This is a genomic window from Desulfatiglans sp. (genome assembly GCA_012513605.1).
In the GTDB taxonomy this organism is placed as follows: Bacteria; Desulfobacterota; DSM-4660; order Desulfatiglandales; family HGW-15; genus JAAZBV01.
On the sequence record JAAZBV010000153.1, the window covers coordinates 101,576 to 122,876 of the forward strand.

Here is a 21,301-nt window from a genome sequence, read left to right on the forward strand (position 1 = left end):
AGTCCCTCTGGTTAACCATGTACCAAGTTATTTATATCTATTGCCAGTATAAAACAAGCTCCTGACTGACAACATTTGACCTGATGACAAGGTTATTATCCTTTAAGTCGTAGACTTTTACAATATGTGAAAGAGCCCCATCCCCGGGGCGGAAATGTGACAGCAGGTTAGTGAGCCCTGAAACCATTTCCGGCCTGAAAATGACATCATCTTTTTCAGGGTAAACGGCCCCGTAAAAAATACTGGTTTCAGTAAGATCATGGAAAAAGTGCGTCCCGAATGAGAGATCCGGTATCATACTGCCTGCCGGATAACTGATTTCCATAAGGGCTGTAATATGGTTAATCTCTGAAAATTTCACAGGCACCCCCATTGCTGGTGTCTGGGTGCCCCATCTCCCCGGCCCCACAAGGAGGGCAGGATTTTTTCGTGGATCGATTATCTCCCTGTTAAGTTTTCCGATCAGTCTTGCCACGCTGTACTTTTGGGCAGGTGTTGATGCTGCATAGTTTTGAGGTTCCACCCAGATGAGCATGGTTACAGGCAAAACCACGTTGCCTCCCATAAAATTTCCCTCCATCCGGATAAAAACCTTTTCCGGGTCAACTTTTTCCGTAAGGGGGATATTCACTGTGTTGTATATGGTCTGAAATGGGCGGCACTGAAGCAGGTTGACCTGCATGCCATGGCTGAAATCATGGTTTACTGTGAACTCTATCTCTACAGGCACAGTATATGCCTGTTCAATGCTCTTCATCATCCTGCTCATGGTATCTACTAAAGGTGTCTCTGTAAGAAGTGAGTCAAAGGTTAATACCCATCGGCTTTCTGGAAAAGACTTGCCATAGTTATCTGTACCAGGGTCGTTTACAGCTATTGATTTTATATCTATATCAGGGGCCTTTTTAATAAGTTCGGGTAATAAAACGGTTTTAAATGTATTCTCTTTGAGATCCAGATAATCCACATAATGCTGGGAAAATTTTATTAAATCCTGCATGCCTGCCAGAGGTTTTGTCAGGGGATCATCCATTGCGATGATCCGCGGATAGTCGGTCTCAACCCTGTTTACCGCACGGGTGCCCAGGCCCATCACAAGTCGCAGCATCCCTGCCTCAGGGTTCATATCTTTTTTCCATACATAGGGGTTTCGTGAGAGGCCAACACCTGCTAGCTCCGGGAAAAAACAGTCATTATGCCCTGCCCCTGAAACCCTTTGGACTATTATGGCCATATGTTCATCTGTTTTATCTAGCCCTCGCTGCATCCTGTAGTAAAGGGCCTCTTCACTCATTGTACATGCGTAGATCCGTTTGATTGCATCTTCAAATATTTCATAACGTTTTTCCGGTGAGGTATGGTTTACACAGAAATAACTTTCATATCTCCCGGCAAAGGCGCTGCCGAATGCATCCTCAAGAAGGCTGCTCGAACGCACTATTATCGGTGATTGCCCGAAATATTCAAGCATAAGCTCAAAACGCTCGCGTATATGGTCAGGGAATGTTCCAGAGAGTATCTTTTCCCTCAGTTCCCCCGCCTTTTCAAAATACCCTTCGGGCGTTTTATGTGCCATGAAGAGCTTCCACCACACGTTCCTCACAATAAAGGAATAGAATACATCCGAGCCAATATAAAAGGAGTCATGGGGCTCAAGCATGTTTCCCCAGTCAAAATCTTCATCTTTCATCAGTATCTTTCTGGAAAGCAGCATGCCGAGGGCCTTGCCACCTATAAATCCTGTGCCTATATGCCTTTCCTTGATAAAAAGCAGGTCTTCAAGTGTAAAATATTTTCTAATAAGGGCGATCATCCTCTTGTTTCTGCTCAGGATCAGTCGGCTCAGATATTCTACCCTGTCCTCCTTTTCAAGTGGATCAGCGTCTGAGCGAATAAGCTCACCAGCCTCAACAAAGAGATGATCAAAATAGTCCAGTGAACGCCTTGCATTTACAGAATTTTCTATCATCAGGTGAGAAAAGAGTCTTGCAGCTTCAACACTGTTTATAACAGGAACAAGTTCAGACCGCTCCTTTATGTGAGGGAAAAACATTGTAGATGAATAACGACCCTGCACCTTTATTGGGTGTATACATAACTTGCGGTCAAAGCTGTAGAGGTCGATCAGTATCTGGGTTGTCTCCCTGATACCGGCAACCGCCTTGAATGAATGATTATTTCTCAGTATGGCAAAATAGGCAATGGTATTAAGTTCAAACAGATAGGGGCATGTAACAAAAAAGAAGTTGACGATCATCATGTCAGAGGCCCATTCAAAGAGCAGATCAGAAAGGGAATCAAAGACATAACAGGTATCACGCCCCTCAGATGTAACGATATTGTGTATCGATGAGGTAAATGATTCAAATCCGCCGGAGATGTCCAGCGTATAGACCTTTATATTTTTTCTCGGTGCAAGAAGAGGCAGATGCCTTGCAAAGCGGATATAGACGACCTTTTCACCTGTTAAAATGGAATTATTCACAAAATATGAGACCATTTTGCGGTATGCATCTATATCATCCACCTGCCATACCACATTATCGCCCCTGTGCAGGTAATCTATGATATTGTCAAGACTTTCCCATCCTGTACTTACGTGCGAGTGATGTGACATTTCTTCCTGTTTAGCCCCGCCTCTAATAATACAATGGATGATTTTACAGGCGCTTGACCCGTAAGATCATCCATCTTAAGTTTTGAACAGGATCAGGTTTACACGATCCCGTAGGCCAACATGGCCTTTGCCACCTTCATGAACCCGGCAATATTGGCCCCTGTTACATAATCACCCTTTTTCCCGTAGGTCCCAGCCGCATCAAGGCATGACTTGTGTATGCTCTTCATGATAATAAGCAACCTCTGATCCACCTCTTCCCTTGTCCATGATAACTTCAGGCTGTTCTGGCTCATCTCAAGGCCCGATGTGGCAACGCCGCCGGCATTGGCCGCCTTGCCCGGCCCATAGAGCAATTTATTTTCCTGGAATATCTTTACCGCATCGGGTGTCGATGGCATATTAGCTCCTTCTGTTACGCATATGCAACCATTTTTAACAAGGGATTCGGCCTCTTCTTTCCCGAGTTCATTCTGGGTGGCGCAGGGGAGTGCTATATCCACCTTTATTCCCTGTTTTTTCAATACCTCCCATACATTTTCACCCTCATAGCATGTGCAGCTGTATTCGTCTGCATATTCGGTGATTCTTCCGCGCCTGTTGTTTTTAAGATCCATGATATATCTGCATTTGTCATGGCTTATGCCTTTTTCATCTATAATTGTTGCATTGGAGTCACATGCGGATACTACCTTTGCACCCATTTGCGTAGCTTTTTCTATTGCATACTGGGCCACATTCCCTGAGCCGCTTACTGCAACAACCTTGTCCTTGAAATCCAGGCCTCTTGTTGCAAGCATTTCAGCGGCAAAATAAACTGCACCATAACCTGTGGCCTCGGGTCTTATAAGGCTTCCTCCGTATTCAAGACCCTTTCCTGTAAGAACCCCTGTATGGGTATTCTGTATCTTTTTGTAATAACCGTACATATACCCAATTTCCCTGCCGCCAACACCGATATCTCCAGCGGGCACATCGGTTTCAGGCCCTATATGCCTGAAAAGTTCACGCATAAAGGCCTGACAGAAACGCATGATCTCTGCATCAGACTTGCCCTTGGGATCAAAATCAGCCCCGCCCTTGCCACCTCCCATAGGAAGCGTGGTAAGTGCGTTTTTAAATATCTGCTCAAAGCCTAAAAACTTGATAATGCTCATATTAACCGAGGGATGAAACCGTATACCTCCCTTGAACGGCCCTATGGCATTGTTGAATTGTACCCTGAAGCCCCTGTTCACGTGAACGTTACCTTTGTCATCCATCCAGGGAACCCTGAAGGTCATGGCCCTCTCAGGCTCAACGATCCTGTCATATATAGCTGCCTTTACAAGCTCCGGATGGCGTTCTGCTGTGGGTTTAAGTGTCTCAAGAACCTCTATAACCGCCTGATGAAATTCTACCTGATCCCGGTCCATCTGTTTAACACGGGCAATTGTATCATTGATAACTGACACGAAATTTTCCTCCTTTTTTAGTTAGCGTATTTATACTCCATAACTTCATAATCACCATCATCCCTGATGGTGTAAATCTTTGCGGATACCTGTTTTAAGGCAGCCGGTCTTTTCCATTTGTACCAGTAGATATCGATAGAAGCTTGGCCATCCACGCCTGCAAACTCCATCTTCAGCTCCTTCAGGCTGTCATACCCGCTGCCAAAAAAGGGAAGCTTTGAAAAAAAAGGCCTGATGCTTCTCATATCTGTTATTGCGGCGAAATGCGTGGGAAACAGGGGGTCGCCAAAAACAAGAAGATATCGATCCTGGGATGAGGTTATATTATAATCTGAAGGGATATCTTCCTTTTTTATCTCTTCAAAATGTTCCTTTAGTATTGTCCCTGCCTCTACATTATCTACATCATCAACAGAGAGGAGATCCGGGGATGTAAAATACCCGAAGATATAAAGTACAATACTAAAATTGCTTATCTGTTCATAGACAGGCTGTTCCCTTTCACACATCTTTGTTGTTTCATCAATCCTTTCCTTGACCAGAATACCCTCGGTGTTCATGATTCACCTCCTTATAATGAGTATTAAAAAACTCTCCCGGGCAGCATAAAGAAAAACCGGGAGTATCATATCTGTAACAAACATAAGGCAAAGAACATGCCAGCAATAATATTCTTTGAAATATTATTTAATAAATTGATATTACTTGAAAATTCAAAAGAGATGTCTTAACTGGCTTAATAAGCGGTGACGAAAAATCACCAGGCAGTTTTTTATTTTTATGTAGCTTTTAATTATAAAAACCATGAAATCCCTTGCCGGTAAAGAAAATTTTTATCCTGTGCAATCTTTGAACAGGGGTGGTGAAAACTGAACATTGAAAGAGGTAATCAGCCGATCACAGTTAGCAGATATCTTAATGTAATGATACCCTGGGCACCGCCTGTATCCAAAACCCATTAAAGAAATTTTTATTGGTGGACATCTGTATTATACTGCTTAAATTATACGATAATTTATCTCAAACAAAAAACAAGGAGGGGTTAAAATGTCCAAAATGAGGATAGAGACAAAACCGACATTAGAGGCATATATCGGCAAAGAAGGTAATATCTGTCTGAAACAGGAAGATTTTGATGGTAAGGAAAAGACAATTGTTATTCCCCGCGAATATGCCGGAAAGATCATCAGCTGGCTCCAGATATTGTCTGATGAGAAACGGGAACCTTCTCGTGAGGATTTTGCAGCAGAGGATTGATAAACCATTCAAACATATAGTTATCATGCAAAAGGGATTTCAGAAACAACCGGACTTTTATGCCCTGAAATCCCTTTACTTTAATCCCCTTACATACCCGATGGCGGGGCACTATGACCAGAGAAGACACCCGGCGGGGTATTCTGATAGAATGTGCGTACCCTGGGCCTGAATATCCTCGTGTCGCGCATTGTCTTAAGTATCTCGATACTGTCCCTGTATCCCTGATTAACGCGGCACATCTCTAGGGCCATGCCTGCTATCAGGGCCACAGCCTGCACAAAATTCATATCATCCATAATAAACTCCCAAGGCTCTGAGGTGTAAACCCTCATGCATCCTATTGTCTTCTCACCAATTAGGATCGGAACAGAAAGGATGGAAGCTATGCCCTCCTTTTTTGCTGCCTCCGGGTATTGAATACGCGGATCATCAGTAACATCATATACTGCCTCGGGTTTTCCCTGTTCAAGAGATGATGCAATGGAAAGAAGAGAGCTTACAGGACCCTTATCAAGGTATTCCTGGCTTAGTCCATAGCTGCCGGCCAGTTTCAATTCATGGCTCATCGGGCTGTATAAAAACAGGGCGCAGCCTTTGACACCAAGGGCATTGGTTACTGCTTCAACTGTATTCATAACAATCTCCTTCGGGTCTCGGAGTCTCGGTATGGCCTTTGTTATACGGATAAGTGTTTCATAATTGATTTTTGGCTTTTCCATTTTGCTCTCCTTTTTAAATTGTTTAAAATTTTAATGCCCGCATAAATACTGAGAGCGCGGGTTATTTGAATATACCTGTCTGGTGAAAAACTTTTAGTGCCTGCTGACTTGCTGCATGCACCGGAAAAAACCTGTTCATACAACTGTTGTTTATCCTGGCTATAAGAGAATGTATTAGGTAATTGAGAGGCTGAGTTCAGTTAAGTGTGCCGCGAATATGAAAATCAACCCTGATATTAACTGGAAATATTTAAATCTCAGATGACAATATTAGACCAGAATACCATACTGGTGTCAATAAATGGTTTTAACAAATTTCTTCCTGTTGCAGGCTAATGCCATGTTCGCATATTCCTCAGAATACATCAGCTTCCTGGGCCGTTTTGTTTTTGTGTATTTTGACCGGCCCTGATTATGTTTTTCTAACCTTTCTTCAAGGTTCCGGGTAGAGCCGACATAATAGCTTGTATCAAGTTCGGATTGGAGTATGTAAACATAGTAGGGCATATCTTTTAAATACTATTAATTGAAGTTTAAAAGAAAAAAGCCTGTTTCATTTGAAACAGGCTTTTCTATATGGTGGCGGGAGCGACGAGACTCGAACTCGCGACCTCCGGCGTGACAGGCCGGCGTTCTAACCAACTGAACTACGCCCCCGCAATACTCTAATTTTTAAGATGATTTGATACCTTTTTTATAAGGCTTTTTCAAGCTTTTTTTAAAAGGTGGTGGGCGGAACAGGGATCGAACCTGCGACATTCGGCTTGTAAGGCCGACGCTCTCCCAGCTGAGCTATCCGCCCACTTTTATTTTCTCTACCTTAATAAGGTTTCTTCTATTTTTAAAGAACTATCAACTGCTACCATATCCAGGCTACCTTACCCGGCACGGAAAGTGGCTTTTCTCTCATATGGCTGCATTATTGTCAAGTATTAATGTGTGGTTACCTCATTATTTTGCGGCATTTTTATATCCATGCATGCCTCAATATTGAACGGCGTACATTCTTCTTCAGGAGCAAAAAGCTCTTCACCCTGTTTTAGTACAAGCGCCTCTTTTAACACCTGATCCATATGCTCAACAGGTATAATCTCTATCTTTTTTAAGATCCTTTCAGGGATCTCCTCAAGGTCTTTCCTGTTTTCCATGGGTATCAGCACCTTGGTTATATTGCCCCTATGTGCAGCAAGTATCTTTTCCTTGAGCCCGCCTATGGGCAGCACCCTTCCTCTCAGGGTTATTTCACCAGTCATTGCAACCTTGTGATTTACCGGTCTGCCGGTAAGCGCAGAGATAATCGTGGTTGCAAGCGCTATACCTGCGGATGGGCCGTCTTTAGGAGTTGCACCCTCGGGCACATGTATATGTATATCCACCTTTTCATAAAAGAGGTCAGGCAGTTTAAGCTGCCTTGCGCGTGTCCTCACATAACTCATGGCGGCCTGGGCTGATTCCTGCATTACATCACCGAGTTTACCTGTAAGCTTCAGCGCACCTTTACCCGGCATGATGGCTGCCTCAGTCTGTAAAAGTTCGCCACCCACCTCGGTCCAGGCAAGACCTGTTGTAACACCTACTGCATCCTGCTCTTCAGAGCTGCCAAAGCGGTATTTAATAACCCCGAGGTACTTGTTCAGGGATGTTGCAGAGATATTTATCTTTGTCTTTTTACCCTTTTTGACCACCTCTTTTGCCACCTTGCGGCATATGGAGGATATCTCCCTCTCAAGGTTCCTTACACCCGCCTCCCTTGTATAGTTCCTGATAATATTCAATATAGCCTGGTCTGAAATAATGATATTTTTTTCAGTAAGGCCATTCAGCTCTATCTGTTTTTTTACAAGGAACTGCTTTGCAATATTCAGCTTTTCCAGTTCAGTATAACCGGCAAGCCTGATTATCTCCATCCTGTCCTGTAAGGGGAGCGGGATATTGTAAAGGGTATTTGCCGTTGTAATAAACAGGACATTTGACAGATCATAATCCAGGTCAAGATAATGATCATTAAATGCATAGTTCTGCTCAGGGTCAAGCACCTCTAAAAGGGCAGCGGATGGGTCACCCCTGAAGTCAGTGCTCATCTTGTCAACCTCATCAAGACAGAACACAGGGTTGCTCGACTTGGCCTTTTTCAGGTACTGAATTATCTTACCCGGGAGCGCACCGATATAAGTCCGTCTGTGACCGCGTATCTCAGCCTCATCCCTGACACCACCAAGGGATAATCTTACAAAATTCCTGCCCATTGCCCTTGCAACAGACTTGGCAAGCGATGTTTTACCCACACCGGGCGGCCCGGCAAGGCAGAGTATTGGGCCCTTGATCTTTTTTGTAAGGTTCTGTACAGCCAGGTATTCGAGGATCCTTTCCTTTGGTTTCTGGAGCCCGTAATGATCATCATCCAGGATACCCTTTGCCTCATCCATATCCATCTTGTCACGGGTGTATTCTCCCCAGGGAAGCGCAATGATCCAGTCAATATAGTTTCTTACAACAGTGGCCTCTGCTGACATGGGAGACATCATCTTGAGCTTGTTGAACTCCTGCCAGACTTTGATCTTTGCCTCCTTTGAAAGCCTTTTCTTCTTGATCTTTTTTTCAAGCTGCTCCAATTCGGCCTTGAAATCATCTTTTGTGCCCATCTCCTTCTGGATGGCGCGCATCTGCTCATTGAGGTAATAATCCTTCTGGGTCTTTTCCATCTGCTTCTTGACCCGCCTCTTAAGCCTGGTTTCAATGGACAGGATCTTTATCTCACTCACAAGTTTTTTAAAAAGGGTCTCAAGCCTCTCTTCCACATCTACCCTAGAAAGCAGCTCCTGCTTATCTGCAACATTGAGCCCCAGATGGGATGTTATGGTATCAGCAAGCCTTGAGGGGTCACTGATGGTAGATATGGTATTGGCCAGGTCTTTACCGATCTTTTTATTAAGTTTTGCATACTCATCAAAGCTCTCTATGATAGACCTGATCAATGCCTGTACCTTGGCCGAGTCCACAAACCTGTCGTTGACAGTGGCAACCTCAACCATGTAGAAGTCAGGATTATCCAGAAAAGTCTCTATCCTTGCCCGCTTTTTACCCTCAATTAGAACCTTTACAGTGCCATCAGGGAGTGTGAGTTTCTGTAACACAGTGCCAAGGGTACCGAATGTATAGATATCATTTTCTACCGGGTTATCTATGGAGGCATCCTTCTGTGCTGCAAGGAATATCTCCCTGTCGTTACTCATGGCATAATCTATGGCCCTGATTGACCTTTCCCTTGCAACAAACAGATGAACCACCCTGTTGGGGAATACCACCATATCCTTTAGAGGCAAAAGAGGATGCCTGTTATTATCTTCTGTAAAATACTGCATAGAATCTTTCTTTATTGAGTTAAACATAGTTTATGCGTAACCTGCCTTGTTTTCATATACCAGCAGAGGTTCGGTTCCTTTGGTTATTACATTTTCTTCAATTATGCATTCTCTCACGCCGGGCATGCTCGGGATGTCATACATAATATTCAGCATTACTGATTCCAGTATGGCCCTTAAGCCCCTTGCACCTGACTTTCGTTTTATTGCATCCTTTGCAATGGCCTTATATGCCTTTTCTTCAAACTTGAGTTCAACACCCTCAAGCTCAAAGAGTTTTTTGTACTGCTTAACAAGGGCGTTTTTAGGCTCAGTGAGGATACGTACAAGGGCCTCTTCGCTAAGGTTATTAAGTGTGGCGATTATGGGTATGCGTCCAATAAACTCCGGTATAAGACCGAATTTAATAAGATCTTCGGGCTGTACAAAGGAGGTAATATCTTCAGCATTCGCATCTTCATTTGAGTTGACATTGGCCTCAAAGCCCATGGATTTACTGCCGATCCTGTTTCTGATGATCCTGTCCAGGCCGGTAAAAGTACCCCCGCATATAAAAAGGATATTTGAGGTATCCACCTTTAAGAAATCCTGCTGGGGATGTTTTCTTCCGCCCTTTGGCGGTATGCTGGCCATTGTGCCCTCTATTATCTTAAGGAGCGCCTGCTGAACACCTTCACCCGACACATCCCTTGTTATTGAGGGGCTGTCAGACTTTCTGGCGATCTTATCGATCTCGTCTATGTATACTATTCCCTTGCAGGCGCTTTCCACCTCGTAATCAGCTGTCTGTACAAGGTTAAGAATGATGTTTTCAACATCCTCCCCTACATAACCGGCCTCGGTAAGGGTGGTTGCATCCGCTATTGTAAATGGCACCTTTAAAATCCTTGCAAGGGTCTGGGCAAGCAGTGTCTTTCCTGAGCCGGTTGGCCCGATAAGGAGAATGTTGCTCTTCTGGATCTCCACATCATCCATCTTAATATTTGTATGAATTCTTTTGTAATGGTTGTGAACAGCAACGGAAAGTACCTTTTTTGGTTTTTCCTGCTCTACGACATAATCGTCAAGGGCCGCCTTTATCTGGTAGGGCTTTGGAAGGTCCAGGTCTGCTTCCTTTTCGTTTCCATACTCCTCTGCAATTATTTCGGTACAGAGCTGTACACACTCATCACATATGTACACTGATGATGATGCGGTAATGAGCTTTTTTACCTCATCTTCACTCTTTCCGCAGAAGGAGCAGTGCAGATCACTGCCTGAATTATCTTTTTTTTGCATTACACAACCTCTACTTTTCTTTTTTTTCTTCTTTTAACTCTCTTGACTTTATTACCCTGTCAATTACTCCATATTCCATCGCCTGTTCGGCGTCCATAAAATAGTCCCTTTCAGTATCTTCCCTGATCTTTTCTAAAGGCTGCCCTGTATGTTCAACAAGGATGTTATGGATGGTCTTTTTTACCTTCATAATCTCCCTGGCCTGGATCTCAATGTCAGTTGCCTGGCCCTGGGCGCCGCCTAAGGGTTGATGGATCATAATCCTTGAGTTGGGAAGGGCAAGCCTTTTACCCTTTGCACCTGCTGCCAGTAAAAGAGCCCCCATGCTGGATGCCTGCCCCATACACAGGGTGGAGACATCGGGCTTTATATACTGCATTGTGTCATAGATGGCGAGACCCGCGGTTACGGAGCCGCCCGGGGAGTTGATATACATGGTTATGGGTTTTTCAGTATCTTCAGACTCTAAGAAAAGAAGTTGGGCAATTACAGTATTGGCCATATGGTCTTCAACTTGTTCGCCTATAAAAATAATACGCTCCTTCAGGAGACGTGAGTATATGTCATATGACCTTTCACCGCGATTCGTCTGCTCAACTACAATTGGTATCAGCATATTCTGTTCTCTTTCTTTATAAAAATCATTATATATTTAAGCTCAATCATCTCTGTTTTAACATTGGTAACATGCTAATCTTCTTAATCTTTTTCGCTTTTTTTAACCGGCTCAACCTCAGTAACGCTAGCATTTTCAACAAGATATTTCAAGGTCTTTTCCTTTAAGAGGGTCTGCTTCAGCCCCTCCATATAGTCATTTGCCTCATAAAATTTGCGTAGCTCCTCTGCAGGATGACCTGATTCCTTTGCCATCTCCTCAAAGCTGTCAGAAAGCTCCTTTTCCTCAACCTCAAGTTTTTCAAGCTTTGCAATCTTGCCTAAAATTAGAGACGCCTTTATGTTTCTTTCTGCAATCGGCCTGAATTCTGTCTTCATCCTGTCATGGCTCAGCCCCAATTTTTCAAATGATGCACCCGATCGCATGAAGTTATTCTTCATATTATCGATAGACGCCTCTATCTCATTTTCCACAAGGCTTTCAGGCAGGTCAAAGGTAACACTGTCCGATATTGCATTTATTATTTTAGTCCGTAGGTCAGTCTCTATCCTCTTTTCTTCTCGGGAGGTTAGATCACTCTTTATCCTTTCCTTGAGGGCATCAACCGTATCAAATTCAAGACCGAGCCCCTTAACAAAGGCATCATCAAGGGCAGGGAGCTCTATACTCTTAATATCGGTTATCTCAACAGTGAATCTGATTGTCTTACCCTTTAGTTTAGGGTTAATATAGTCATCCTTGAAGCTGGTGGAAAATTCCTTTTTATCCCCTTTCTTGAGCCCTATAAGCTCATCTTCAAAGCCCGGATAAAAGCTCCCCCCTCCTATATAGAGGGAGTAATTTTCGGCCTTCATGCCCTCAACGGCATTATCCCCTTCAAAACCCTGGTAGCTGACTACAGCATAGTCTTCCTTTTGTATGCCCCTCTCCTCGGTTAAAGGAGTAAGCTTTCCATGCGCCTTTAATATGGCCTTTACCTGGGTATCTACGTCATCATCGTTTACAATCAATTTATCCTTTTCTACCTTTACACCAAGGTAGTCTTTTAATTCAAACTCAGGCCTCACCTCTATGATCGCCGCATATTTGTAATCCTGACCCTTTTTTATGATTTCATCATTTTCTAAAACAGGCATACTCAATGGATATACCTCTGTTTCGTGGATGGCCTTTGCCAGGGTCTCACGTACAATATCATTCGCCGCATCCTCAAACACCTGGTCTCCATAATATTTTTCAACCATTTTCATGGGGACCTTGCCGGGCCTAAAACCCTTGATCTTAGCTTTTTTAGCGTATTTCTTGAACACGCTTTCTATCTTTTGATCAACATCCTTTGCCTCTATCTCAACCAGGATTTTCTTTTTTACAGAACTGATTTCTTCAACTGTAGTTTTCATAGAATACCTTCATAATAAGTTGTTATCACAGATTTAACTTCCCCTGCCCGCATCATAATCAGCCTTTTCCCCGGTGTTCAGTCTCATTTAAATTCATCAGTTTTGATAAAGGAAAATGTGCCTGAATTCTGACATCTGAAAGCCGTCTTTTTAACCTGAACCAGCCTTTTCCGGATGGAAACAAACATGGAAAACAGAAGTAATGTAATACCGGAACCAGTTAATAAAATAATTACCTTCAGGTACCCCTGAAATTTCAAAAAACAAACAGGATAAAAGCTAATTATAATTTACCTAATATCAAGCTGGATAAGGTAAATAATAAATGGCTTCAAGACTGTCAATAATAATTATGTATATGATAGCATAAATCATGCCATTTAGATGGTGTGTCAGGGGGTTAAAAACTGTTAAAACTGAATAACCGAGGGGGCTGCTTTAGGGGGTTATATTATTGCAATAAATGGTTACAAAAGGGGAGCAATGCCGGATAACCCTGATATTACAGGTTTTTTTGGCAGAGATACGGTAAAGACCATGTCCTTTTCCTCCTGGGCATATGACAGGAGACCCCCTATATCCTTTAAAAGCCTGTATGAAAGGGGAAGGCTGAAATCCCTTTCGCTGCTGTTAAATGGAAGAAAAAACATATCAGGATTATCTGCCTTTGTGCTAGATACCCTGTTTTTGAATTCTATATGACAGTTATTGTCACTTTCATATGTTTTTATTGTAACTTCATTGCCATTATAATTCTCTTTTCCTGATGTCCTGAGCAATTCAGCAAATGTCCCTATGACAATATCTCTGTCGGTCTTTACAGGTGTAAGCTCGGTGTCGAGGTCAAGATTGATATTCACCTTTTTTGGGGCTGTTTCCGAGAGGTACCTTTCAACACAGGAAGAGATGAGGTTGTTTATTTGGCACTCTTCATAATTTATCTCAACAGGCTTCAGGTATTCGGCCAGACGCTTAAGGATACTTTCAAGACGTTTTGATTCCTTTAGTATAATGTCGCCTTCGGGAAGGTCAGGGAACCTTTTTCTGAGACGCCTGGCAAAACCGCCTATAGAAACCAGGGGGTTTCTGATGCCATGTGCAACCTCTGCGGATATGGAGCTGAGCAGCTTTAATTTTTCCCTCTGTATGATCTCCTTTTCAAGAACAACACGATCTGAAATATCCACTATCATGCCTTTTATGGTATTTGCAGCACCTCCTCCCATGGGTTTTGCCCCTGTTATTGAGCCCGTCATAACATTGATAAGTCGTCCATTCCTGTGGATCATTCGGCACTCTTCGGAAAACCTGAAGTTCTGGGACTGAAAGGCCCTGTTAAAGGTCTCCCTTATACGCGGGCGGTCATCCGGGTGTATCCTTTCAAGGAGCCACCCTGGCTCTGCGGATGCCTCTTCCGCAGAAAAGCCAAGCATGGGTTCGCACGCCCTGCTTATAAATTCCAGCTCAATATCCTCCCTTACAACAAAGACGAGACAGGGGATATTCTGAACAAGATTGTAGTATTTCTGTTCAGCTATCTTTACCTGTTCTTTTAAAAGCATGCGCTCCTGAAAACGCTTTATGCATAGATTAAGCTCGCTTATGCCAAAGGGTTTTCTAAGGTAATCATATGCCCCGACCTTTATTGCCTGGATGGCATTATCAAATGTACCAAAACCTGTAATAAAGACCACCTCAAGACCGGGATTATCCCTTTTCAGGTTTGAGGCCAGCTCTATACCACCCATTACCGGCATGTTTATATCTATAAATGCTATATGAAAGGGCTCTTTTTTAATGAATTCAAGTGCCTCATTGGGAAGAGTGCATATTACAGGTTTATGGCCTTCACGACTCACAAAACTGGCAATGAGTTCACCAATGGATGGGTCATCATCAACAATCATTATATTTATCACTGGGAGATCAACCACATAAGACATATTGTTTACCCCTATGAATATATGAAATGTATCTGTGTCTGAAGATGTGGCCAACTATATCATATAAAATTAGCTATATAAACCTGTTTATTGAAGCTCTTAATAGATTGCTGCGAAGGGTAATAATCTTGGAGGCATAAATGGGTTTTAATCATTTCATAAGGTATAAAAAACATAGAGGGTAGAATGGATTAAGCGAAGCAACCCATCTTCATGCTGTTTGCCTTGAAAAAGAAACATGGTATACACTTTATAAATGTGATGGAGGATGTTGGCTATGAAGATAAAAAATATTTGCGTCAACTGCGGTTCAAATACAGGAACAATGCCTGAGTATCTAAAGGCCGCTATTGATCTTGGAAAATATCTGGCAAAAAACAATATCGGTATTGTCTATGGCGGGGCAGGTGTGGGGCTTATGGGGGCAGTGGCTTCATCTGCCTTACATAACAATGGAAAGGTCATTGGCGTAATACCTGAATCATTTGCAGACAGGGTTGCCCACAGCAACCTGACAGAACTCCATATTGTTTCAACCATGCATGAGCGAAAGACAATGATGTTTGAACTCTCAGACGGTTTTATAGCGCTGCCCGGTGGCATGGGTACCATTGAGGAGATATTTGAGGTGCTGACATGGGCGCAACTGGGGTATCACACAAAACCCTGCGGTATCCTCAATATATCCGGGTACTATGACAGTATGCTCACATTTCTTAAAAATGCTGTGGATCAGCGTTTTATACGAAAAGAACATAAAGATCTGCTGCTTGTTGATGTTGACCCGGCAAGTTTACTGACAAGGTTTAATAATTATGAGGCCGTTCCAATAGAAAAATGGATCGATATATAGGAGAGGTAGATAATAACGTTTCCCTGCTGCATGATGATCAGGATTTTATACCCATGGAACAACAACTTGGGTTACCCATAGTAAGTTCCGATAACAAGAAATAAGCAATAACGAGTATCTTATAAAAGAAGGTTCCCAAGGCCCAAGGAATCAGAAAAACAAAACTATTTTCATGCCCGTCCCGCATCAATTACGGGATAAATTCGGACGGGCATCCAGTTATGTGGTCTTTTAAAAAACTAAAGCGGATTTCCTCGGAGACAATTCCATTGCGAAAAATATAGAGGCACGCTGCGGCATGCCCCTACAGTTACATATAATAATGTGCTCGTACCTGCCTAATAACTCAACCCATACCCTATTGGAAAAAGCGGATTATATTTTTCCGTGGGCATATTGATATTCATTGGAAGCTCTGCATTTGACCTTGGCCATGAGTAAGAAAGCTTGCCTGTCGGGCTGAAGTCGCCGAACAGCACATCTGTGATCCCCTGCCCCTCTGTGCCGGGCAAAAATGCTGCAACCAGGGCATCTGCCTGCGGGAGGATATCATTTACAATCATCGGCCTGCCTGATATCACAATCACCACTACAGGAATACCTGCCTTTTTCATGTTGTTTATGGTTGCTACATCCCCTTCATCAAGTGAAAGGTCTTCCCTGTCACCGACACCCTCTGCATAGGGGAGTTCACCAACAACAGCAATACCAAGGGCCGCCCCCTCTGCGCCTGTTCCATCAATAGAGTGTGTCACCTCTGTTTCATTTGATACTGCGGCCTTAACAGCAGAAAGCACTGTTGTGCCGCCAGGTGTAACCTCCCCTGTCTGCCCCTGCCAGCGGATGGTCCACCCGCCGCACTGGTTCCCTATGTTATCTGCGCTCTTACCTGCCACATGAATCCTTGCGCTGGTTTTAGAGAGGGGCAGCACTTTGTTATCATTTTTTAAAAGCACCAAGGATTTACGCACCGCCTCCCTTGCAACTGCCCTGTGTTCAGGTGAGCCGAATGCATTGTGTAATGACCTGTCAGCCTTATGGGTCTTTGTATCGTCCATAAGCCCCATTGCAAGCTTAACCCTTAAAATACGTGTAACAGCATCGTCTATACGCGCAATAGGCACGCTTCCCTCTTCAACAAGGGCCTTTAGTATGTCGAAGAATTCACGATACCCTCCCGGCTCCATTGCCATGTCCATACCTGCATTAATGGATATCATGATGGATTCCTTCAGATTCATGGGGTTTATCTGGCGTATCGCATTATAATCTGAGATCAGGAAGCCATCAAAACCCAGCTCTTCCTTGAGTATCTCAGTCAAGAGTCGTTTACTGCCTGAACATCGCTCCCCGTTCCATGTGCTGTATGAGGGCATGATTGTACCCACACCCGCCTCAATAGCGGTTACATAACCGGGGAGATGAATTCGGCGCAAGGTGGCCTCATCCACCTTTGTGTCCCCTTGGTCAAGCCACATACGCGTTACATCCCCTCCAGGGAAACCGGGCCTTGGCGCCTTTGTTGCCTCTGTGCCGCCGTCACCAGCATAATGCTTGGCGCATGCAACAACAGAGAGGGGATCAGAAAGGTCTGTGCCCTGAAGCCCCATAACCATTGCCTTTCCAAGGGTTTTTACTATCTCCGGGTCCTCTGAAAAGCCTTCATATGTACGGCCCCACCTGATATCCTGTGGCACTGTTACCGCAGGGGCAAATGTCCAGTGTATCCCTGTTGCCCGCATCTCCTTAGCGGTGATCCTGCCGATCCTTTCCACAAGCTCAGGGTCACGTGTGCAGCCTAAAGCTATATTATGGGGGAACATGACAGCTCCAAGCACATTGCTGTGGCCATGCACCGCATCTATCCCGTAGAGTGCCGGTATCTTTAACCTTGTCTTTAATGCCTCTTCCTGCACCCTGTCATAGAGATTGGTCCATTCGATAAGGCTGTTATCCTTGATCGGGTCTGAATCACCCCCGCTCAAGACAGAGCCTATAAAATATTTCTGCATATCTCCTTCATTACCTAGCACCTTGTCCTGCTCAGGCTGTGTCATCTGGCCTATCTTTTCATCAAGGGTCATCTGACTTAATATTTCTTTGGCTTTGGCATCAAAGGCCTTAAAACCTTTAATTGTTTGCGCCTGTTCGGGCGCTTGAGACTGACAAGACACAAAGATTAAAGATATGAGAACTAAACAGATTAATGATATATGACTAATCCTTGCCTTTTTCATTTTTCCACTCCTTAAGGTTAAATTAAATTTGCTGGAATTGGCGCATCTTACAAAAGCCTCCTGATCTTTACAACACTTTTAGTTATCCTTCATTCGCTTTACTTTTTAAGATTATTCAGCTATCTAGTGTTCATCCAGAATAAGTAAATCCTGGATATAACTGTCAGCGACTTGTCCCGCCATAGTTTTATACGAAGGCGGATCAGCTGTCAGCAATGGAATTTTTTATATTCAAGCTATGGAGGCATTTATGTCTATAAATTCCCTGTCCCCCCTTGACGGGCGCTACAGTAAAAATATTGACCCTCTCAAACCCTGTTTTTCCGAATGGGGTTTGATTAAATACCGCATTCATGCTGAGGTTGAGTGGCTCATCATGATGTCTGAAGAGGCTAACATCACCCATGTCAGGGCGCTCTCTGACACAGAAAAGGCGGCCTTAAGAAAAATAGTCGCTGACTTTAATGAAGAACAGGCCAGGGTCGTTAAAGATATAGAGGATGAAACAAGGCATGATGTAAAGGCGGTTGAATATTATATTAAAAAGAAGATAAAAGGTTCATCTATTGAAGGGCTTTCAGAGTCCATTCACTTCTGCTGCACCTCAGAGGATATAAACAACCTTGCCCATGCCCTTATGCTTAAGGATGGGATAAATAACGAATGGATACCCATTGCAGAGGATATGGTTAAAAGGCTCAGCGCCATAGCCGAAGAGGCCGGTGATATCCCCATGCTAGCAAGGACACACGGCCAGGCAGCCACACCCACAACCGCGGGTAAGGAGCTTGCGGTATTTATATACAGGTGGAAAAGGCAGCTTAGCCAGATCAGAAACATAGAATACCTGGGCAAGTTCAATGGCGCTGTTGGCTGTTACAATGCACACTGTGCCGCATACCCTGATATCCAGTGGGAGGAGATCTCAAGGAGGTTTATCGAGAGGCTGGGTCTTACATTTAACCCCCTTACCACCCAGATAGAGTCACATGACTATATGGCAGAGCTGTTTCACGCACTTATAAGGTTCAACAATATCCTTATGGATTTTGACAGGGACATGTGGTCATACATCTCCCTTGGTTATTTCAGGCAGAAGGTGGTAAGCACAGAGGTGGGTTCATCTGTAATGCCCCATAAGGTAAACCCCATTGATTTTGAAAACTCGGAGGCCAACATCGGCATAAGTAATGCCCTCCTTGAACACCTTGCTTCCAAGCTCCCCATATCAAGGCTTCAGAGGGATTTAACCGATTCATCCGCAATAAGGAATGCGGGGAGCGCCATCGGGCACTCTTACCTTGCTATAAAGTCCGCCATAAGGGGAATCGGCCGGATATCAATTGATCGTAACGCCATATATAGCGACCTTGCCGATGCATGGGAGGTGCTGGCAGAACCGGTGCAGACGGTCATGCGAAAGGCCGCCATAGAAAACCCCTATGAAAGGATGAAGGCGCTCTCAAGAGGAAAGAAGATCACACAGGATGACCTTCGTGCATTTATCAATTCGCTCGCCCTCCCACAGGTGGATAAGAACAGGCTTTTAAAGCTTACGCCTGTGACCTATACAGGGATAGCAAGCACACTTATCAAACATATCAAATAGAGATACAAAATAGAGCAATGAAAGATTTATTATTTATACTCCCAGGGGATGAGGATTTGCTTGAGAGGAGGCTTGCACCCCGGAAACGCCTCCTGAACAGCGCCCTTGTCTCTGATATTTCCAAATTGTTTAAAGAGGTCAAGGCCTCTGGTGACAGGGCAGTTATAGCTGCTACAGAAAAGTTCGACAGGATCAGGGTTGAAAATATCCGGGTTGCTGATGCATATATTGAAAGATGCCTTAATGACCTTGCCCCCAAATTCAGAAGGGCGGTTGAAAAGGCAATCAACAACATCAGGGAGGTAAACGAGGCATTGATGCCGCCCGCCTTCTGGCAAAAGGAGATACGGCCCGGCACAATAATAGGTGAAAAGATCAGCCCCCTAGATTCAGTTGGGCTTTACATACCGGCCAGGAAAGGCCCCCTCATATCAACCGCCCTTATGCTGGTTATATCTGCAAAGGTTGCAGGTGTAAAAAATATTGTGGTGGCCATGCCGCCACAGGCAGATGGAAAGGCAAACCGGTCAACCGTGGCAGCAGCATCTATAGCAGGGGCGCACAGGGTTGTTATAGGTAATGGTGTGGCCCTACTTGCAGGCATGACATTCGGTACTGAATCCATACCGGAGGTGGCAGGCATGTTCGGCCCTGGCCCGGCAGGTATAGCAGCGGCCATGAGTGTCGCATTTTCATATGGTAAAAAGGCAGTAGTGGGCATTGGCCCAACTGACTGTGCGATTATAGCAGACGAAAGCGCAGACCCAAGGTGGATCGCAAAGAACCTCATGTGTGAAGCAGAACATGGGCCTGATTCATCTGTACTTCTGGCAACAACCTCCAAGATGTTTGCAGAAAGGGTTTCAAAAGAACTCTCTCAACTAATCCCCCTTGTACCTGAAGCAAGGCGACCCATTCTTGAGCGGGTATTCGGACCTGATGGAATGGGCGCCATTACAGTGGTTCAGGATATACAAAATGCAATAAGGACTGTGGATGAATATGCGCCTGAACATCTCCTGATTGCCTGCACAAAGGAAACAGAGGAGATTGTCCTCTTAAGGGTGCATAATGCTGGTGAGATACTCATTGGGCACAACACTTCATTTTCTGCTGCAAACTATGCCATAGGGATTACAGCGGTTCTTCCCACAAACGGCTTTGCAAGGGCATTCAGCGGCATTACATGCAGGGATATGATCAAAACCTCAACAATAGGGGGGCTATCAGCAGAGGCGCTCGGTGATCTTGAAGAGACCATCCGGGCGCTTGGTGAAGAGGAGGGGTTGCCCTGTCATGTGGATGCAGCAGGAACGAGGTAAAAATGCAAAACATCCCCCCATGCATGATATATATAGATAAGGATGGCAAGTGGTTTCACAACGGCGCTGAGATGATAAACAGGGGGATTGTCCTTGATTTTTACAGCCACCTTACAATAGACGATTCAGGCATCTACATCATTAAAAGGGGAAATGAGACCTGCTATGTGGAGGTGGAGGATGCCCCATTTATTGTGACAAGGGTGGATTTTGCAGGTGCGGATGGAAAGGTAGAAAGGGTTCGCCTTTCTCTGATTGATGAGACGCACGAAACCCTTGAACCGGAAACCTTGATTATCGGTGAGGGAAACATCCTCTACTGCACTATCAAACAGGGGCTCTTCAGGGCACGCTTCAGCAGGGCCGCCTATTACCAGCTCGCATCCCGCATAAAAGAAGAGGGAGATAAATACTATCTCCCTCTAAATAATAAAAGAAACTATATCAATCTAATGACTTAAAATTCTCCGTGTCCTTGTATGGTTGAAGTGACAGACCTAAATTGAACCGCAAAGACACAAAGAGCGCTAAGAAAAACAAAAATTATTCATTGTTAATGTAACAAAAAGATTTTCTCCGTGCTCTCCGCCTGTCATGCCATAGCTTCAGCGAAGGCGGATGTCCTCCGTGG

The 21,301-nt window shown here is 44.2% G+C and carries 16 protein-coding genes and 2 tRNA genes; 5 read left to right on the forward strand and 13 right to left on the reverse strand.

Annotated elements, in window-relative coordinates:
- Positions 1–37 precede the first annotated feature (37 nt).
- The 3 genes from GX654_20465 to GX654_20475 all read right to left on the reverse strand — a co-directional run bounded on the left by GX654_20465 (position 38) and on the right by GX654_20475 (position 4,631).
- Positions 38–2,617, reverse strand: a complete 2,580-nt coding sequence (locus GX654_20465) for a phosphoenolpyruvate synthase (GenBank protein ID NLD39238.1) — start codon at positions 2,615–2,617, stop codon at positions 38–40.
- A 98-nt stretch (positions 2,618–2,715) separates the two neighbouring features.
- Positions 2,716–4,071, reverse strand: a complete 1,356-nt coding sequence (gene gdhA, locus GX654_20470; GenBank protein NLD39239.1) for an NADP-specific glutamate dehydrogenase — start codon at positions 4,069–4,071, stop codon at positions 2,716–2,718.
- A gap of 17 nt (positions 4,072–4,088) precedes the next feature.
- Positions 4,089–4,631, reverse strand: coding sequence for a hypothetical protein (locus GX654_20475; GenBank protein ID NLD39240.1), 543 nt, complete (start codon positions 4,629–4,631; stop codon positions 4,089–4,091).
- Positions 4,632–5,118: 487 nt separating this feature from the next.
- On the opposite strand from GX654_20475, the gene GX654_20480 reads away from it, so the two are divergent.
- Positions 5,119–5,328 (forward strand): hypothetical protein, encoded by a 210-nt coding sequence (locus GX654_20480; protein ID NLD39241.1) that lies wholly within the window; start codon positions 5,119–5,121, stop codon positions 5,326–5,328.
- Between the two features lie 89 nt (positions 5,329–5,417).
- On the opposite strand, the gene GX654_20485 is transcribed toward GX654_20480, so the two are convergent.
- From GX654_20485 to GX654_20525, 9 genes are all read right to left on the reverse strand, one after another.
- A complete protein-coding gene (locus tag GX654_20485; GenBank protein ID NLD39242.1) occupies positions 5,418–6,050 on the reverse strand; it encodes a GAF domain-containing protein in 633 nt (210 codons plus the stop codon).
- Between the two features lie 294 nt (positions 6,051–6,344).
- Positions 6,345–6,557, reverse strand: coding sequence for a GIY-YIG nuclease family protein (locus tag GX654_20490; GenBank protein ID NLD39243.1), 213 nt, complete (start codon positions 6,555–6,557; stop codon positions 6,345–6,347).
- A 73-nt stretch (positions 6,558–6,630) separates the two neighbouring features.
- Positions 6,631–6,707: transfer RNA gene (locus GX654_20495), tRNA-Asp, on the reverse strand.
- Between the two features lie 69 nt (positions 6,708–6,776).
- Positions 6,777–6,852 (reverse strand) — tRNA-Val (locus tag GX654_20500).
- Between the two features lie 130 nt (positions 6,853–6,982).
- A complete protein-coding gene (gene lon, locus GX654_20505) occupies positions 6,983–9,439 on the reverse strand; it encodes an endopeptidase La (protein NLD39244.1) in 2,457 nt (818 codons plus the stop codon).
- Between the two features lie 3 nt (positions 9,440–9,442).
- Complete coding sequence (gene clpX / locus GX654_20510; GenBank protein ID NLD39245.1) at positions 9,443–10,690, reverse strand: ATP-dependent Clp protease ATP-binding subunit ClpX; 1,248 nt, start codon at positions 10,688–10,690, stop codon at positions 9,443–9,445.
- 10 nt (positions 10,691–10,700) lie between these two features.
- Entirely contained in the window at positions 10,701–11,306 is a 606-nt protein-coding gene (clpP, locus tag GX654_20515) for an ATP-dependent Clp endopeptidase proteolytic subunit ClpP (protein NLD39246.1), read from the reverse strand.
- 83 nt (positions 11,307–11,389) lie between these two features.
- Positions 11,390–12,706: a trigger factor gene (tig, locus tag GX654_20520; GenBank protein ID NLD39247.1), complete on the reverse strand. Its 1,317-nt coding sequence runs from the start codon at positions 12,704–12,706 to the stop codon at positions 11,390–11,392.
- A 467-nt stretch (positions 12,707–13,173) separates the two neighbouring features.
- Positions 13,174–14,649 (reverse strand): response regulator, encoded by a 1,476-nt coding sequence (locus GX654_20525; GenBank protein NLD39248.1) that lies wholly within the window; start codon positions 14,647–14,649, stop codon positions 13,174–13,176.
- 277 nt (positions 14,650–14,926) lie between these two features.
- On the opposite strand from GX654_20525, the gene GX654_20530 reads away from it, so the two are divergent.
- Positions 14,927–15,502: a TIGR00730 family Rossman fold protein gene (locus tag GX654_20530; protein ID NLD39249.1), complete on the forward strand. Its 576-nt coding sequence runs from the start codon at positions 14,927–14,929 to the stop codon at positions 15,500–15,502.
- Positions 15,503–15,840: 338 nt separating this feature from the next.
- Here the strand turns inward: GX654_20530 and GX654_20535 are convergent, their stop codons facing one another.
- Positions 15,841–17,724, reverse strand: coding sequence for a beta-glucosidase (locus GX654_20535; GenBank protein NLD39250.1), 1,884 nt, complete (start codon positions 17,722–17,724; stop codon positions 15,841–15,843).
- 265 nt (positions 17,725–17,989) lie between these two features.
- On the opposite strand from GX654_20535, the gene purB reads away from it, so the two are divergent.
- The 3 genes from purB to GX654_20550 are packed head-to-tail and all read left to right on the forward strand — an operon-like array spanning position 17,990 to position 21,131.
- Positions 17,990–19,348: an adenylosuccinate lyase gene (purB, locus tag GX654_20540; protein ID NLD39251.1), complete on the forward strand. Its 1,359-nt coding sequence runs from the start codon at positions 17,990–17,992 to the stop codon at positions 19,346–19,348.
- Positions 19,349–19,365: 17 nt separating this feature from the next.
- A complete protein-coding gene (gene hisD, locus GX654_20545) occupies positions 19,366–20,670 on the forward strand; it encodes a histidinol dehydrogenase (GenBank protein ID NLD39252.1) in 1,305 nt (434 codons plus the stop codon).
- 2 nt (positions 20,671–20,672) lie between these two features.
- Positions 20,673–21,131, forward strand: coding sequence for a DUF1285 domain-containing protein (locus GX654_20550; GenBank protein NLD39253.1), 459 nt, complete (start codon positions 20,673–20,675; stop codon positions 21,129–21,131).
- The last annotated feature ends 170 nt before the right edge of the window (positions 21,132–21,301 follow it).